The 16,415-nt window shown below is 67.3% G+C and carries 15 protein-coding genes and 1 tRNA gene; 9 read left to right on the forward strand and 7 right to left on the reverse strand.

Going from position 1 to position 16,415, the window contains the following annotated elements; translation table 11 throughout:
• Positions 1-125: 125 nt before the first annotated feature.
• Positions 126-947, reverse strand: a complete 822-nt coding sequence (locus tag NGM06_RS07120) for an ABC transporter permease subunit (protein WP_254269607.1) — start codon at positions 945-947, stop codon at positions 126-128.
• Positions 944-1,903 carry an ABC transporter ATP-binding protein gene (locus NGM06_RS07125; RefSeq protein ID WP_254269608.1) on the reverse strand — a complete coding sequence of 320 codons (960 nt, stop codon included), beginning with the start codon at positions 1,901-1,903 and terminating at the stop codon, positions 944-946. Before NGM06_RS07125 ends, NGM06_RS07120 begins: the two co-directional genes overlap by 4 nt.
• A 228-nt stretch (positions 1,904-2,131) precedes the next feature.
• On the opposite strand from NGM06_RS07125, the gene NGM06_RS07130 reads away from it, so the two are divergent.
• Both NGM06_RS07130 and NGM06_RS07135 read left to right on the forward strand, forming a co-directional pair.
• On the forward strand, positions 2,132-2,809 hold the full coding sequence (locus NGM06_RS07130; RefSeq protein ID WP_254269609.1) for a hypothetical protein: 678 nt from the start codon (positions 2,132-2,134) through the stop codon (positions 2,807-2,809).
• Positions 2,810-2,910: 101 nt separating this feature from the next.
• Positions 2,911-3,453 (forward strand): hypothetical protein, encoded by a 543-nt coding sequence (locus NGM06_RS07135; RefSeq protein ID WP_254269610.1) that lies wholly within the window; start codon positions 2,911-2,913, stop codon positions 3,451-3,453.
• Between the two features lie 10 nt (positions 3,454-3,463).
• Here NGM06_RS07135 and NGM06_RS07140 read toward each other — a convergent pair whose 3' ends face one another.
• Complete coding sequence (locus NGM06_RS07140; RefSeq protein WP_254269611.1) at positions 3,464-3,643, reverse strand: hypothetical protein; 180 nt, start codon at positions 3,641-3,643, stop codon at positions 3,464-3,466.
• 18 nt (positions 3,644-3,661) lie between these two features.
• Between NGM06_RS07140 and NGM06_RS07145 the strand changes: the two genes are divergently transcribed.
• A tRNA-Phe gene (locus tag NGM06_RS07145) sits at positions 3,662-3,735 on the forward strand.
• Between the two features lie 268 nt (positions 3,736-4,003).
• Here NGM06_RS07145 and NGM06_RS07150 read toward each other — a convergent pair.
• Positions 4,004-4,363 (reverse strand): DUF2892 domain-containing protein, encoded by a 360-nt coding sequence (locus tag NGM06_RS07150; RefSeq protein ID WP_254269612.1) that lies wholly within the window; start codon positions 4,361-4,363, stop codon positions 4,004-4,006.
• An 88-nt stretch (positions 4,364-4,451) separates the two neighbouring features.
• On the opposite strand from NGM06_RS07150, the gene fer reads away from it, so the two are divergent.
• On the forward strand, positions 4,452-5,195 hold the full coding sequence (gene fer, locus NGM06_RS07155) for a ferredoxin Fer (protein WP_254269613.1): 744 nt from the start codon (positions 4,452-4,454) through the stop codon (positions 5,193-5,195).
• A 64-nt stretch (positions 5,196-5,259) separates the two neighbouring features.
• On the opposite strand, the gene NGM06_RS07160 is transcribed toward fer, so the two are convergent.
• Both NGM06_RS07160 and NGM06_RS07165 read right to left on the reverse strand, forming a co-directional pair.
• Positions 5,260-6,315, reverse strand: coding sequence for a TrmB family transcriptional regulator (locus tag NGM06_RS07160; protein WP_254269614.1), 1,056 nt, complete (start codon positions 6,313-6,315; stop codon positions 5,260-5,262).
• Between the two features lie 84 nt (positions 6,316-6,399).
• A complete protein-coding gene (locus tag NGM06_RS07165) occupies positions 6,400-8,538 on the reverse strand; it encodes an alpha-amylase family glycosyl hydrolase (protein ID WP_254269615.1) in 2,139 nt (712 codons plus the stop codon).
• Positions 8,539-8,644: 106 nt separating this feature from the next.
• Here NGM06_RS07165 and NGM06_RS07170 point away from each other — a divergent pair, with 106 nt between their 5' ends.
• Entirely contained in the window at positions 8,645-10,768 is a 2,124-nt protein-coding gene (locus tag NGM06_RS07170) for a DUF7997 domain-containing protein (protein ID WP_254269616.1), read from the forward strand.
• 53 nt (positions 10,769-10,821) lie between these two features.
• On the opposite strand, the gene NGM06_RS07175 is transcribed toward NGM06_RS07170, so the two are convergent.
• A complete protein-coding gene (locus tag NGM06_RS07175; protein ID WP_254269617.1) occupies positions 10,822-11,946 on the reverse strand; it encodes an ABC transporter ATP-binding protein in 1,125 nt (374 codons plus the stop codon).
• Positions 11,947-12,225: 279 nt separating this feature from the next.
• On the opposite strand from NGM06_RS07175, the gene NGM06_RS07180 reads away from it, so the two are divergent.
• The 4 genes from NGM06_RS07180 to NGM06_RS07195 all read left to right on the forward strand — a co-directional run bounded on the left by NGM06_RS07180 (position 12,226) and on the right by NGM06_RS07195 (position 16,334).
• Positions 12,226-13,515 carry an extracellular solute-binding protein gene (locus NGM06_RS07180; RefSeq protein WP_254269618.1) on the forward strand — a complete coding sequence of 430 codons (1,290 nt, stop codon included), beginning with the start codon at positions 12,226-12,228 and terminating at the stop codon, positions 13,513-13,515.
• Positions 13,516-13,524: 9 nt separating this feature from the next.
• Positions 13,525-14,490, forward strand: coding sequence for a carbohydrate ABC transporter permease (locus NGM06_RS07185; RefSeq protein ID WP_254269619.1), 966 nt, complete (start codon positions 13,525-13,527; stop codon positions 14,488-14,490).
• Positions 14,487-15,569 (forward strand): sugar ABC transporter permease, encoded by a 1,083-nt coding sequence (locus NGM06_RS07190; protein WP_254269620.1) that lies wholly within the window; start codon positions 14,487-14,489, stop codon positions 15,567-15,569. The genes NGM06_RS07185 and NGM06_RS07190 overlap by 4 nt, the downstream gene beginning before the upstream one ends.
• A 96-nt stretch (positions 15,570-15,665) precedes the next feature.
• The gene (locus NGM06_RS07195; protein WP_254269621.1) at positions 15,666-16,334 is read left to right on the forward strand and encodes a hypothetical protein; all 669 of its coding nucleotides are present in this window, start codon (positions 15,666-15,668) and stop codon (positions 16,332-16,334) included.
• Positions 16,335-16,415: the final 81 nt, after the last annotated feature.

The raw sequence follows: 16,415 nt of genomic DNA on the forward strand, positions 1-16,415 counted from the left end.
CTAACAGGTCGGTGGCTCGCTTCTGCGGTTACGGCCGGGAGAACGTGTCGAGGAGAGAACGGACGTGCTGAGGGACCCGGAAAACGGAGTGGAGGGCCGACGTATCAGTCGGCGGACCCGCGCAGTCAGTCGATTTCGGCGCGGACGAACGAGAGGTAGCCGAGGGCGGGCGGGACGACGATCCACGTGAGCAGCACGCCGACCACCGTGACGGTGCTGACCGACCCGCTCGTCTCGAACGCTCCGCCGGGGAGGAGTCGGAGCGACCGGAAGTACGCCTCGGCGGGACTCAACGTGGTGAAGACCTGCCAGACGCCGCCGGAGAGTTGGACCCCCAGCAACAGGTCCGCCGCGCCAGCGACGAACTGGGGCACGGTGACCGGCGAGAGGCGCGACCACATGAGCGTGAACACGAAGTACATCACGAAGGTGTTGGTCATCGCTCGCCCTCGACTGTCGCTCGCGGCGGAGACGGCGATACCGATACCGACGTACGATCCCGCGAACAGGAGCGTCAGGCCGCCGAACGTCGCAACCGCGTCGAGTCGCGGCTGGTCGAACAGCTGCACCGACACCGCTCCGGCGACGGCGAAGGCGAGACCGACCGCCACCGAGACGAGACCGAATCGGGAGAGGTACTTGCCGAGCAGCACTTCGCTCCGTTCGAGCGGGTAGCCGAGGAGGAACCGAATCGTCCCGGACTCGCGCTCGCCCGCGATGGCGAGGTAGCCCGCGAACAGCGACACCAGCGGCACGAACAGGAAGCCGATCAACACCGTGAGCTGAATCGCCGTGGAGACCGTCTGGCCCTCGGTGAGGCCGACGCCGACGAAGAGAATCCCCACGAACAGGACGTACAGTCCGAGAACCGCCTGCATCAGTCGGCCGCGCCGGATGTCCAGCAGGTCCTGCCGGACGACGCTGACCACCGAACCGAAGTCGGTCACGCCGACACCTCCGGTTCCTCGGCGTTCGGTGACGCCGTCTGCTCGCCCGCGTCCGCACTTCCCGTGAGCGCCGTGAACGTGTCTTCGAGGCTCCCTTCGTCTACCTCGAAGTCGGCGACGCCCCCGGCCCGTTCGAGTGCCGCTATCACTCGTCCCTTCGCCCGCGGCCGTCGGCACGAGACGGTGACGCGGTCTTCTTCCACCTCCGCCTCCTCGACACCGGCGAGGTCCGCCAGCATCTCGGGTCGAACCGGTGGCTGGGCGACCGTCGCCCGCACGACCGTGTCGTCGGTCCACCGTTCTCTGAGGGTGTCGATGCCGTCCACCGCCGCCATCTCTCCCGCCCGCATCACGCCGACGCGGTCGCTGACAGCCTCGACTTCGGGGAGGATGTGCGACGAGAAGAAGACGGTGGTCCCGGCGGCCGCCTCTTCGAGGACGATATCCCGAATCTCCTGCATCCCGTTAGGGTCGAGTCCCGACTGGGGTTCGTCGAGGACGAGCAGGTCCGGGTCACCGGCGAGGGCAGTCGCCAGCGCCATTCGTTGCGCCATCCCCGTCGAGTACCCGCCCGCCCGACGGTCCCACGCGTTCGGGTCGAGACCGACCCGGGAGAGCAACTCCTCCGGGTCGTCGTCGGCGTCTTTGATGCGAATCGCGGAGGCGACGTGTTCCCGCCCGGTTAGCCGGTCGTAGACCCCGACGTTCTCCGGTAGAACGCCGGTTCGCGCCCGGAGTTCGCGCGACTCCGTCTCCACGTCGTGGCCCAGCACTGTCCCGCTGCCCGACGTGGGGGACATGTAGCCGAGAAGCACGTTGATAGTGGTCGATTTTCCGGCACCGTTGGGACCGAGGAAGCCGAACACTTCGCCCTCCTCGACCTCGAACGACAGGCCGTCGACGGCGGTCACGTCGCCGAAACGCTTCGTCAGATTTCTCGTCTCTATCACTGACATCCGGTCTCCGGTACCCGAATGACGACAATAAAGGGGGGCGTCCGTTTTCGCCCCTGTATCGGCTTCAGAGCTCCATACACCCGAAATTTCGGCGCTGTAGCTCTCCTCGATGCCGGGGTCGCTCTCCGGTCGATACACCCCTGTAGCGACGAGATACCCGCGTACAACGATTCTCCGAGATCTCCGTCATCGGTGGATATAACAACGTAAAAAGGTGATATCGGTATCATGACCCGGAAATCGGCGTCGCTCCTCACCAAGACCCAGCGGCGACGCCTCCGAAACGACTTCGAGGAGTTGACCGAGAGCAAGAAACGACGAGACCAGCAACGAATCCGCAACCGGCTACAGGCGGGCACGCTCGACTTCGAACTCCTCGCCGACGTTCCGGACAAACAACTCGATCTGGCGTTCGACGACGCGCCGGACGAGGAGCTTCGAGAGGCTCTCTCGAACGCGTACCTCACCATCGAGCGCATCCGCGAACTGAAGCAGTACGACCGAGAGAACCTGATAGAGACCGCTCGCGCTCGGGGGAACGAGTACTCGGAGCACGGAGACGACCTGCGGTCGCTCGAACGACTCGACCTCCGCACGGAGGCCGAGGTGCGAGCGGCGGCCGAGACCGAGACCGAACGGAGACTGACGGGGAGTCGCTGGACGAAGTACGCGAACGCGGTGATGGCCCTCGGTGCCGCCGGGTTCGTCTTCAGCGCGTTGCTGTGGTCGCTCGACCAGCTATTCGGGACGCGTCTCTGGGCCGGGAACAACGTCCTCGTCGTGGCCGTCTTCCTCCTCGTGTTCCTCGGTCTGGCCGGGTGGACGCTGATTATGGGGGCGAACGTCCTGAAACACGACGTCAGTCCCTACGTCAAACGGCTAGTGGACGAGAAACTCCACTCGTAGCGACGCGTGGTACGTCGAACTCCTCGGGAGCCACCAAACCTATACCACCCTACGAGAAACGCCACGGCCATGCGCTGGCACGCCAGTTTCGGGGTGATGTGGTGAACCGCCGTCTGCTGGCCGCGGCCGTCGTCCTGCTCGGGACTGTCGGAGGAGGCGTCCTGTTCGCCGACGGTGCAATTCCGGGCGCGAGTCCGAGCGACGGGACGACTCCGTCCGCGGAGACGACCGACACCGAAGCGGGAGCGTCGCCGACCGGGACAGATTCGAGCGACAGCGATGCAGGTGGAACGACGACCGGGACGACGGACGACCGCGAGTACGCGTTCACCATCCTGACCGTCGAGAAGTGCGGGAGCACCTGTCGGGACGTGACGGCCCGATTGGACAACACCGGTGGGACGCCCCGGGAGAACGTCCGCGTCACGACGAAGATGTACGCGGACGACGAACTGCTCTGGTCGGGCACCCAGACCGTCGGGACTCTCGGACCCGGCGAATCTCACACCTCGACGAAACGCGTGGACGTGGGCTTCTCTGGCGGGATGGCTATCAGTGCCAACGACGGCTACGTCACCATCGTCACGGTCGTCCGTTCCGACAGCGGGACGACGCGCTTCTCCGAGCGCCGGAAGGTCGCCTGACCCGGCGCGCTCACTCGATGTCGGCCCCGCAGTCGGGGCACTCCTCGTCCGCGATGGTCACCTGTGCGTCGCAGTCGGGACAGAACTCGAGGTAGCAGGCCGGGTCGCCCATATCGTGAGAGACGGTCTCGCGGACCAAAGTCGTTGTCCCGCTTCCGTCGTGGTGTTTCGAAACGCTTTTCTCTCTCATGTGCCTCGTTGCGAGTGCGCCGCCTTAGCTCAGACTGGGAGAGCACTCGACTGAAGATCGAGCTGTCCCCGGTTCAAATCCGGGAGGCGGCATACTTCTGTGGGCGACAACGTGAGGGAGCGTAGCGACCGAACCGTCGGCTGCGAATCTGCATCTCCGTACGGATTTGAACCCTGCAAGTCACAGCCCGGAAGCGCAACGTAGTGTGCATCCCGGACTGTCTTGCTTCGGTTCGAATCTGGGGAGGCGGCATATTCCTGCGGCCGACAACACGAACGAGCGCAGCGACCGAACCGTCGGCCGCGAATCTCTACCGCGGACGGGTTCGACCTCGCAGTACGGGAACTCCGAACCGACCGCTCACTTCGCCGCTTCCATGCAGGCCTCGTGGACGATTTCGTTGTTCTCGTTCGGCCCGCGGCGCTGTCCCGGTCGGATGGGTTGGCCGCAGACCGCACAGCGCAGTTCCGCCTCCTCCTCGGTCTCGCCGATACCGAGCGTCTCGGACAGTTCCCCGGACTCGGCCGTCGCCCCGTATCCGACTGCCAGCGCGCCGACCCCCGCTAGCACCCCGCTCAGTCGCTTCCCCCGCTGAAGCGAGCGAATTGCGGCGACCGCCAGACCGGCGGCGAGAATCGTGCGGACGAGTCGGCTCCGCTCACTAACGCGCTTGCTGCGTTCCATGTCCGACAGTTCGGTCCCTGCGCCCTTGTAGTTCATCGCCGCGGACGCCCCGGCGCGCTCGCGAAGGCGGCCGGACTGCGTGCCGAGCCAAGGTTTTTACCTCGGATTTCGCTAGCAGAGGGTGATGGAGTCCCCGTTCGAAGTGTTACGTCTCGACTCCGACGCCGACGACGCCGAAATCGAGCAGGCCTACAGGGAGCGGGTGAAGGAGGCCCACCCCGACCAGGGCGGGTCGGTCGCGGAGTTTCAGGCGGTCAGGACGGCCTACGAGAGAATCAAGGCTGGCTATCGCCCGGACGAACCGATTACCGAGGGCGACAGTGCGAGCGACCGAACGCCGAGTCCGGGTTCGGCGGAGAACTCGGCGCAGGACCGCGGCCGAGCGCGCGACCGGGACCAGACGCGGAACCGCGACCAGACACGGAACCGAGCGCGAGACCCGAAGGTCTCCTCGGAGGTCACGTATCTCAACTACGACGTCCTCACGGATTTCGGGTGGGAGACCGACGACGAGGACCTGCTCCGGAAGGCGGCGGCCGAGGACCTCGACGAGGTGGACTACGGCCAGTTCGAGGTCCAACCCGGCCAGTCGCTGCTCGAAGCGGCCGAGGACCACGACCACGCGTGGCCCTTCGCCTGCCGCGGCGGCGCGTGCGCCAACTGCGCCGTCATGCTGCTGGACGGCGAACTGTCGATGCCCGCCAGTCACGTCCTCCCGTCGGAACTGATGGAGCGCGGTATCCGGTTGTCCTGCAACGGGATGCCCGTCACCGCCGAACTGACGGTCTTGTACAACATCAAGCACATGCCGGAACTGGAGGACCTGCTGTTGCCGCCGGACCCGTTCGAGAACGCGTACTCGGACTGACGTCGCCCGGAAACTGCTGTGTCCGTTCCGAGCGCGACCGGCGGCGGTCGCGCCGTCCTCCGTCTTACTCTTCCGCGAAGTCCAGCACCACTTCCGACGCCTCGTAGTCCTCGACGAACGCGCCGTCGCCGCCGACGCTGTAGCGTCCGGCCCCGGTCTCGACCACCAGCGCGGCCTCCACCGGGAAGGAGTTGTTCGCGGGTTCGACCAGTCCCTGCCGCACCGCGACGACCTGCCCCTCGATTTCGCCGGGACCGTCGTCGCCGTCGGTCGGTTGCCCGCGGACGGTTGCGACCAGTTCCCGCCCCGTCCGGAGGTGGAGCGTCGCCTGCAGGACCGCCTGCCGGAAGTCGTCGTACGTCTCGGGCAGGTCGTGGGCGTCGGCGACGTACACCTCCTGAGCCATCGGCCAGTAGTTGCCGAAGAACGAACCGATCATGACGGGCGCGAGTTGGCGCTGGGTGAACGCGATGGCGCGCTCACCGCTGTTCGACCGGGCTATCATCTCGGGCGGGGCGACGATGCTCCGGGTCCGGTCCGCGGTAATCATCGTCGGCATCGACTCCTCCCACGCGCGAGCGACCGTGGCGAGACCGTCGAGTCCGAGGTCCGCGCCGGGGTCGGCCCCCGTGACGACCAGCAGGACGAGGACGCCGCGGTCCACGGCGTCGCGCAACTCGTCGGCAACCTCCGAGAGGTGGTCGTGGGGAACCGACAGCGTCACCTCCTCGTCGGTCTCCCGGATGAGCGCGGTGATGCGTTTGAGGACGGTCACGCGGGCCTTGATGACCTCGAACTCGTCGGACTGGGGCGCGACCCGCGAGTACCGGGATTCGAGCGCGGGTCGCATCTGCTCGGCGGTGTCGGTGAGCGCGTCCACGACCTCCTCGGGCGGGACGGCCCTGATGGTCGTCGGGACCGAGTGGTCGTTGACCGAGACGAAACCTCGCTCCGCTAGGTCCTCGCTGACGCTGTAGACGTACCGCTTAGAGACGCCCGCGTCGTCGGCGACGACGCTGGCCTTCGCCTCGCCGTGGTCGAGTACCGTCAGATAGATGTCTATCTCCTTGTCCGAGAAGCCGAACTCCCGGAGCAGTCGAGAGAGCGTCGGGTCGTCCATCGTTCACAGTTGGCCGGGGACGCCACTTAAGCGCCGCGTCTGACGCGACTACCGGGGTTCAGCGACCGGTCCTCGCTCGTTCGGTCAGCCCTCGCTTTCGAGGACCACGGCGTCGGCGACTTCGACTGTCGTCCCGTCGCCGGTCTCGGCGCTGCCCCCGACGGCGACCGACGCGCCGGTCAACAGGTCGGTCTCGCCCGCGATTTCGCCGACCGCGACCTCGCGCGATTCCTCGCCGAAGTTGAGGACGACGACCACCCGCGAGTCGCCGTCGTCGCGGGCGTAGGCGACCGTCCGGTCGTCGTTCGGTCGGTCGGGGCACTCCCACTCGACGCGTTCGACGTCGCCGGTCCGCAGGACCGACCGCTCGCCGCGCAGGCGCGAGAGCCGACGGTGGAACGCGGTGAGGGCCGAATCGCCGTCGTACCACTTCATCTCGCCGCGCTGCTCGGCGACGCCCCGCTCCTGTCCGTAGTACATCATGGGCGCGCCCGGCAGGGTGAACGTCGCGGCCGCGGCCGCAGGGAGCGCCGCCCGACCGCACGCTTCGAGGTAGCGCGTCTCGTCGTGGTTCTCGACGTAGCGCAGCAGCAGCGACGACTCGGGGAACCCCTCGCGGCGGTTCGCTTCGAGCGCGTCGAACAGCGCGTCGGCGGGGGCCTCGCCCGAGCCGATGTCGCGGAGCGCGCCGTAGAGCGCGGTGTCGTAGTGAGCGTCGAACTCGTTCTCGTGGAACTGGGGGTCCCGGGGGATGGTCTCGTCGAGCAGGAAGAACTCCGAATCTTCGGACTTCACCCGGTCGCGGACCTCCTTCCAGAAGCCGTGCGGGACGCCCCACGCCACGTCGGCGCGGAAGCCGTCCACCAGCGGTGCCCACTCGTCCACCACGTCGAGCATCCACGACCTGACCGCCAGCGAGTCGTAGTCGAGGTTCGGGATGCGCGTCCAGTTGAAGTAGTACCCCGGCGCGCCCTCGCCCGCCCAGTCCACGTCGTCGGTGTCGGTGGCGTCGCGGTCGGTCCCGGCGGGGTCGGCGGGCACGCGCTCGTAGTGGTCGGCGTACTCGGGCACGTCCGCCGAGTGCATCTGGAACGCGGGGTGGTCCCGCGAGGTGTGGTTGACCACGAGGTCGAACACGACCCGGATTCCGGCCTCGCGGAGGCGCTCGACCAGCGACTCGAACTCCTCGCGGGTGCCGAGGTCGGTAGCGGTGTCGAAGTAGTCGGTGACGTGGTAGCCGTGGTCGGTGGGACTCTCCACGACGGGGGTGAGCCAGAGGCAGTCCACGTCGAGCGATTCGAGGTACGGCACCCGGCGCTCAATCTCCTCGAACGTCGTCTCGACCATCTCGCCCGCGAACCGCCGCACGAATATCTGGTAGACCGTGGCGTGGCGCGCCCACTCCGGCGGGTCGTTGGGCCGCGAGACGGTCACGTCGGTCGAGTCTCTCGTATCGCCAGTCTCTGCGGCGTCGGCCGGTCGTTCGACGACCACTGTGTCGGCGACACTGTGGCGCTCGGCGACCGCGACGGCGTGGACCCGAGCACGCTCCGGCAGGTCCGCGACCGGCACGCGGAGTTCGCTCCCGTCCCGGGTCGCGGCCGACTCGGCCAACTCGTCGCGGTCGTCCAGCCAGAACTCCACGTCCGGGTCGCTCCCGTCCGGGGCGGCCTCCGCGCTCGCTGTCACGACGAGCGTCTCGCCCTCGACGCTCGCGTCGAGATGGACGCGCGGACGCCCGGGACCGGGGACCGAGACCTCGACGGTGTGGGAGTGCTCGAAGTCGTCGTTGACCACGCAGATGCCCTCGTGGTCGCCCGGCGGGAGGTCGAACTCCGCGACGTAGCTGTCGCCCTCGCGACCCATCCTGTCGCGACCGAGCGTGTACTCGTTGAACGGCCCGGTGAGCGAGACGCACGTTATCTCCTCGGCCGGGAGCGGGAGGTCGGCTATCGGCGCGCGGAACTCGACGGCTCGCCGGGGGTCGGGGAACGCCCGGAGAATCTGGCGGTGGGTCCCGTCGGGGGCGTCCAGTTCGAGCGCGTAGACGCCGGGAACGTCCGGTTCGAGGTGGACGACCGCGCCGTCGCCGACGGTAACGTCGCTGTCGTCGGGTCGGTCGCGGACGCGCCACGAGAACCGACCGTCGGCGTCCGGGCGGCGGGGCGCGAGTTCGACGGACTCCCCGACGTGAGCGAATCTGGGTGGTCCGGGTTCGTGCATACGCCAACCGCCCGGGCCGACGCACTTCACTGTTCCGTTACGTGTGTATGTGTGAACAACAATTACACCAAAGGTTATTAACGAAGCCGCCACGTTCGTTCCGCCAATGCAACTCCGCGACGCTCTCGACGACTTCAAACGTCACGAGGGCCACGACACGCGTTTCCCTGGCGAGCGCCGGACGACGACCGGGCGGTTCTCCGGGTTCACCCCCGCGAACGGGGACGGTCGATTGGTCCACGTGGACCGTGACGGCGGCCCCCGGGACTTCGGTTCGCCGCTCACGGGTCGCAACGGACTGGACACGTCCCGACTCGGCGTCCGACGCGACGGCGACCTGCTGTGGTTCGACGACTGCGAGACGGTCTCCCAGTCGTACGCTGGCGAGACGACGCTCGTGATCACCGAACACCGACTGCCCGACGAGGCCGGAGGAGCGACCCTCACTCAGTACGACCTCACTCTCGGGCGCGCGCACGTGACTCACGTGGTAAGCGAGAACGCGGACGCCGGAACGCTGGTCGGGTTCCTCGGCTTCGGACCCGACGGGCGCGACACCGGCGTCGCGCAACTCCGCCACGCCGACGCCGTCGAACTCTACCACGACGCCGAACACGACTACGTGGCCAGCGCGACCGGATTCGACGCCGCGCGGGGGTGCGTCCCCGCCGACTTCGCGCGACTGCTCGACGCCGACCCCGTCGAGCGACCGCTGGCCGAGGAGGCCGGTCGCCGGGAGGAGGCGAGTCTGAGCGGCGACCTGTTCTGCGAACTCCCCTTCGAGGACGGCGCGGCGACGCTCGTGACGCTCCTGACCGACGCGACCCGGACCGACCGTGAGGCGGCGCTCGACCGACTCGCCGAGGTGGTCGCCGAGTACGACGGCGCGGAGTCCCTGAAGCGGGCCGCCAGCGACCGCGCACCGCGCACCCCGGACGACCTGCCCCGACGCGACGCGGTGGCGGCCGACCTCCGGGTCGTCGGCATGCTGTCGGCCCCGACCGGTCTCCGCATCGCCGGGCCGGAGTTCGACCCCTACTACGCTCACTCGGGCGGGTACGGCTACACGTGGTTCCGCGACGACGCCGAGATATCGCGGTTCCTCCTGCGCGCGGACCGCCAGTTCGACCTCGGACTCGACGACTGGCACGCCCGGAGCGCCGAGAGCTACTGCGAGACCCAACTCGCCGACGGGACGTGGCCCCACCGCGTCTGGCCGCGGAACCGCACGCTCGCGCCGGGGTGGGCCAACAGCCACCTCGCGGTCGGCGGCGACACCGACTACAGCGAGTATCAGGCCGACCAGACCGCCAGCGTCGTCGCGTTCCTCGCGGACGCGCTCCCCGAACTCGACGCCGACCTCGCCGAGAGGACGACCGGGACGCTCGCGGACGCGCTCGACGGACTCGACCGGACCGTCGAGTCCGACGGTCTCCCCGTGGCCTGCCAGAACGCGTGGGAGGACGCCACGGGCCGGTTCGCCCACACCGCCGCGACGTTCCTCGAAGCGTACGCCGCGGTCGCCGCCGCGGACGGCGACCTCCCGGCGAGCGCGGCCGACCTGTCCGACCGCGCCGCCGAGCAGGCCGACCGCGTCTACGAGGCGCTCGACGACCTCTGGGTCCCCGAGCGCGGCATCTACGGCTACCGACTCGTCACCGAGACCGACGGCGACGGTTCGCCCGACCACCTCGAACCGGGTGCCCTCGACACTCGATGTGACTCGGGGTCGCTCGCGCTGGCGAGCGCGCACCTCGCGTACGCCCGCGTGAGCGAGGTGGACGACCGCCGCCTCGACAGGGTGGTCTCGCACGTCCGGACGGTCGTGGACGAACTCCACCGCGACCCGCCGGAGAGTTCGGTCCGCGGTCTCGCGCGCTACGAGGGCGACGACTGGCGGGCGCGCTCGCAGGACGACGAGAAGATATGGACGGTCTCGACCGCGTGGGGCGCGTTCGCCTGCGCGAACCTCGCGGCGCTGCTGGACGACCGGGGCGACCGCCGCGCCGAGGAGTTCGCGGCGACGGCCCGCGACCTGCTCGGACTCGTCCTCCCCGACGGAGTTCTCTGTCCGGGCGGGGCGCTGCTCCCCGAGCAAGTGTTCGACGACGGGACGCCCGACAGCGCCACACCGCTGGGGTGGCCACACGCGCTTCGGACGACGACGCTCGCACTGCTGGCCCAGCGCGACGCGTCGGTCGAGGAACCGGCCGCAGTCCCCGAAGAGTAGAAAACTTCGAGAGAAGGAGGCTCGCGCTCAGATTTTCCGCGTCACGGCGTCGCTCAGACCGTCGGGGCCGCCGACCGCTCGGTCTCGTACAGCAGCGACTCGCCGTCGTCGGCGTCGAAGAAGTGGAGGTCCGACGCGTCGAACGCGACGTGAATCGACTCGCCCTGTTCCGGTTCCACGTCGGAGGCGACTCGCGCGATGAAGTCCTCGCCGACGCCGAGGTGGAGGTAGTTGTCCGACCCGACGGGTTCGATGACCTCGACCGTCGTCTCGACGGCGTTGCGCCCCGGCCCGGAGACCGACACGTCCTCGGGTCGGATACCGATTCGAACCCGGTCGCGGCCCCCGACCGCGTCCCGCAGGCGCTCGTCGGTGAGTTCGTAGTCGAACCCGTCCTCCCCGACGAGTCGGGTCGTCGCGCCGTCGTCCTCGACGCGCACCGTCAGGAAGTTCATGCTCGGCGACCCGATGAACCCGCCGACGAACTCGTTGGCCGGGTCGTCGTACACCTCCTTGGGGACTCCGGTCTGCTGGAGTTCGCCGCCGTCGAGGATGACGATGCGGTCGCCCATCGTCATCGCCTCCTCTTGGTCGTGTGTCACGTAGACCGAGGTCGTCTCGAGTTCGTTCTGGAGTCGCTGAATCTCGGTCCGCATCGTCGTCCGGAGTTTGGCGTCGAGGTTCGACAGCGGTTCGTCGAACAGGAACACGTCCGGGTCGCGCACGATGGCCCGGCCCAGCGCGACGCGCTGTTTCTGACCGCCCGAGAGTTCGTCGGGTTTCTTGTCCAGCAGGTCCTCGATACCCATCATCTCGGCCGTCTCGCGCACCGTCTCGCGGCGCTCGTCCTTCGAGAGGTCGGTGCTCATCCGGAGACCGAACGCCATGTTCTGATCGACCGTCTTGTGGGGGTAGAGCGCGTAGTTCTGGAACACCATCGCCACGTCGCGCTTGCGTGCGTGGACGTCCGTCACGTCCTCCCCGCCTATCGCGATGCGGCCCGAAGTCGGGCGTTCGAGTCCCGCAATCATCCGCAGGGTGGTGGATTTCCCGCACCCCGACGGGCCGACCACGGTGACGAACTCCCCGTCGTCCACGTCCAAGTCGATGTCCTCCACGGCCACTATCTGCCCGTTAGTGTACTCCTTTCTGAGGTCGTCCAGCGTTACTGTCGCCATCCTTCTCCGTGCGTACGTCCCCCACGGTTTAGTTCTTGTCCTCTTCGATGAATGTGTGACGCAATATTTCGTCGTCTCTTGGAACGGCGGCCGTCCAGTCGTTCGGGTCGCCGCCCGAGTGAGACCGACGGTTTTACACTCTACGACGCGACGGGGAGTACGAAACGACGGTTCTCGGCGGGCGGTGGGGGCTTCGGGAAACGGACGTCTCGCGTGAAAGACCATGTGGAAATCCAAGGCTTTAAGTTATGAACTACTAATTCAACACTTATTCACCCCATGACAATGAATCGCAGAAAAGCCCTCAAGAGCATCGGTGTGACGGGCATTATCGGTGGTCTCGCGGGCTGCGCGAGCGTTCAGGAACAGAACGAGACGACGACGTCCGGCGACGGCGGCGCTGACGACACTACTGCCGGAGACGACTCCGGGACGACCACCGAGTCCGGTCCCGCGGGGACCGCGAAAGCGTGGTACCGCCTGCAGAACACGGAGCTAGAGGCGCGCAAGGCCGCGTTGAAACAGTTCAACGACGACTCCAAGCACACCGTCGAGGGGTCGGACGTCTCGGACCTGAAGAAGAAGACCACGAGCGCGATTCCGGCCGGACAGGGACCGCATCTGTTCGACTGGGCGCACGACTGGGTGGGCGACTACTACCAGCGCGGGTTCGTCACCGACCGGAGCGACCAACTGAACGTGGACCTCGGCACCTACACCGACGCCGCGGCCGAGGCCGTCCAATTCGAGGGGAACGTGGTCGGACTCCCGTACGCCGCCGAGACGGTGTCGCTCGTCTACAACGAGGAGATGGTGGACCAACCGCCGGAGACCGTCGCCGACATGAAGTCGGTGATGGACGAACACCACGACCCCGAGAACAACACGTACGGCCTGAGCTACCCGTTCGACCCCTACTTCGTCAGCGCGTGGGCGCAGTCGTTCGGCGGCTACTACTTCGACCCCGAGAACGACCCGATGCTCGGTCTGACCCAATCCGAGACCGTGAAGGGAATCCAGTTCGCGCTCGACAACTTCAAGCCTTTCATGCCGAACGACCCCAGCTACGAGGCGCAGGCCGCCCCGTTCTCGGAGGGTAACGCGGCGTTCGCCATCAACGGTCCGTGGTACCTGAGTACGCTGAAGGAGAAGGGCGTGGACTTCGGCGTCGCGAAGCTCCCTTCGCCGGAGGGCGGCGAGGCCCGACCGCTCACCGGCATCCAGATGTGGTACTTCGCGAAGGCCATGGGCGAAGACGACGCCGACACCGCCGCGGCGCAGTCGTTCGCCGAGTGGTACACCACCAACGAGGACCTGCTCGAGAAGGCCGCCAAGAATCAGGGGAGCATCCCGGTTCTCGAAAGTCTCGCGGGGAGCGACGCGCTCCCCTCGGACGTCCGGGCCTTCTCCGAGACGGTCCAGCAGGGCGCCCCGATGCCGACCCATCCGAAGATGGGGAAGGTGTGGCAACCGCTCACCGACGCGCTCACCAAGGTGTTCAACGGCGACGCGGGCGTCGAGGCGGCGATGAAACAGGCCGAGAAGACCGTCCGAGAGAACTGGGAGTAGACCGAACTCATGAGTACTGCCTCTCGCGTCGCCCGGCGCGTCGAGGACGTGCCGTTCCTCGAACGAGAAGACGCGTCGCTGTTGCTCGTCCTCCCGGGACTGTTCGTCTTCTCGGCGTTCATGCTGTTCCCCATCCTCTACCTGTTGGGTATCTCGTTCACGAACGCCGAACCGTCGAACCTGTTCGCGGGCGACGGCGCGCTGTCGGTGCTGACCTTCGGGGAGGCGGCGTTCGTCGGCGTCCGCAACTACGTCGCGGTGCTGACCGACCCGAACTTCTGGAACTCGTTCGGCGTCACGTGGCTGTTCGTCGCCACGAGCGTCACGCTGAAGATAACCCTGAGCATCGGCGTCGCGCTCATCGTCACCGGCGACCGGGTCCGTGGCAAGCGCCTGATGCGCTCGCTCATCATCATCCCGATGGGTCTGCCCGCCATCTTCACCATCACGGTGTGGCGGGGCATCTTCAGTTCGGCGGAGTTCGGACTGGCGAACCAACTCCTCGGCGCGCTGGGGTTCTCGTCGGTGTCGTGGCTGAGCGACCGCTGGATGGCGTTCCTCGCGTACAACGTCACGGAGGCGTGGCTGGCGTACCCGTTCATGGTCATCATCACCGTGAGCGCGCTGCAGGACGTCTCGGAGGAACTGCACGAGGCCGCGAAGGTGGACGGCGCGGGCTACCTCGCCCGGTTCCTCCACGTCACGCTGCCGTCCATCAAGCGCCCGGTGCTGTTCGCGTCCATCCTCACGGCCGCCGCCTCGTTCCAGCAGTTCCTCATCCCGTACGTGTTCAATCAGGGCGGCCCGGCGCGCGCGAACGAACTCATGGTCGTCTACGGCTACCGCGAGGCGTTCACCTACTTCCAGTACGGACAGGGTGCCGCGATTAGCCTCGTCGCCGTCGCGTTCATCGGCGTGTTCATGTGGCTGAACGTCAAGCGCGGCAAACTCGCCGACGGGGTGAACGACGCGTGAGTCTGCTTCGCTCCGTCGTCCGGAACGTCAAGGACGACGCGGTCGGACTGGCGACGACGCCCGTCGACACGTACCGCGAGGCCCGCTACACCGCCGAGGGCGTGCTAGCGGGCGACATCTCGCCCGTCCGACCGCTGAAGAGTCTGGGCCTGACGGTGGGCGCGCTGGTCGTCGTCCTCGCGCTCCTGTTCCCCATCTACTGGATACTCATCTCGGCGCTGTCGGGGTCCGGCGGGTCGATTCACTCGGTGGACGGCCTGCGACTGTTCCCCGAGCAACCCTCGATACAACCGTTCGTCTGGGTGCTGGGCGACCTCATCGTGCCGAGCTATCGCATCGGGTTGGCCATCCCGTTCACCGAGTCGGCGCTGGTGTTCGACACGCCCCAGATAACGTTCCTCGACGCGTCGGCGTACGGCGTGGACAACCCCTCGGGCTTCAAGATGTTCTTCTGGAACAGCCTCACGGTGGCTATTCCGACCGTCATCCTCTCGATGTGTCTGGTCGTCCCCGGCGCGTACGCGCTCTCGCGCCGGAAGTTCGTGGGCCGCCGGAAGATTCTGTTCGGCTACGTCCTGCTCACGCAGGTCGGCGGCGGTCTGGGCATCGCGCTGCTCATCGGTCTGTACACCGTATTCGTGCAGGTCGGACTCAACGACAGCAAACTCGCGCTGTCGGTCTACTACGCGGCGACGGCCGTCCCGTTCAACACGTGGCTGCTGAAGACCTACATGGACGGCATCCCCGTCTCCTACGAGGAGGCCGCGGTCGTGGACGGCGCGCCCGCGTGGCGAGTGGTCGTCGAGGTCATCCTCCCGCTGTCGAAGGCGGGACTGGCGACCGTGTTCATCTTCACCTTCCTCACGGGATGGACCGAGTTCGTCGTGGCCCAGACCCTGCTCGGGACCGAGAACTACACCCTTCCGGTCGGCCTGTTCTCGCTGGTCTCGGAGTACTCGGTGCCGTGGGCGCGCTTCTCGGCGTTCGCGCTGACGTTCGCCTCGCCCATCATGCTGGTCTACCTGTTCGCCCAGCGCTACATCGAGGGCGGTCTCTCGTTCAGCGGGATGGAAGGGTAGCCGTCCTCGGTCCGACTCCTCTCGCTGAATCTCTCATTGTTCCCTACTTCTCCGAAGCCGAACGAACTAACTACCGGCCCTGTGAACCGCTCGCACATGAAAGCAGGCGTACTCGGCATCGTTCACGACGATTTCGAGGTCGTGGACTCGTTCTCCGACACGGTCGAGAGAGGCGACAGGGAACTGGAGCGCGTGCTGGACGTCCGGCGGGTCTTCTCGCTCCCGTCCGGCGAGGTCGCGTTCGAGGGTCGCGCGGCGGTCGAGCGCGTCGTGGACAGGACTACCGCCGAACTCGGCTTCGGCGAGGTCCGAATCGAGGAGACGCCCGGGACCGAAGTCCGCACGACGGAACTGGTCGGCGTCCCGGGCGAGTTCGTCGTCGCCGGGAGCGGCGAGGGCACCTTCGCGTTCGACCTCGTGAGCCACGACACGAAGGCCGACATCGAGCGGGCGACCCTCGACCTGTCGGCGTTCCTCGACGGCCAGACCGACGCCGAACCGTGGCGGGCCGGGTTCTACGACACCGACGGGAACTGCGAGAACGGGGTCCTCCACGGGACCGACCTGCTCGCCGACGACCGGACCGCCGGACTGCTCGACGGCGCTGAGTTCAACCAACTCGGTCTCGACTGCTCGTACGGCGACCGGTCGCTCAAGATGACGGCGGCCGAGAGCGGGTACGTCGAGGTGTACCGGCCGAGCGAGTTCGAGACCGCCGACTTCCTCCAGTACCTCCTCGACGAGGTCGTCCCCCACGCGGAGTAGTCGCTCCCCCGAACTCGGTTTCACTCGTCGCCGACGAACACCGTCTTCAGGCGACTGCCGCACTCCGGACAGCAGAGCGTC

Source organism: Halorussus aquaticus, assembly GCF_024218795.1.
GTDB classification, from domain to species: Archaea; Halobacteriota; Halobacteria; order Halobacteriales; family Haladaptataceae; genus Halorussus; species Halorussus aquaticus.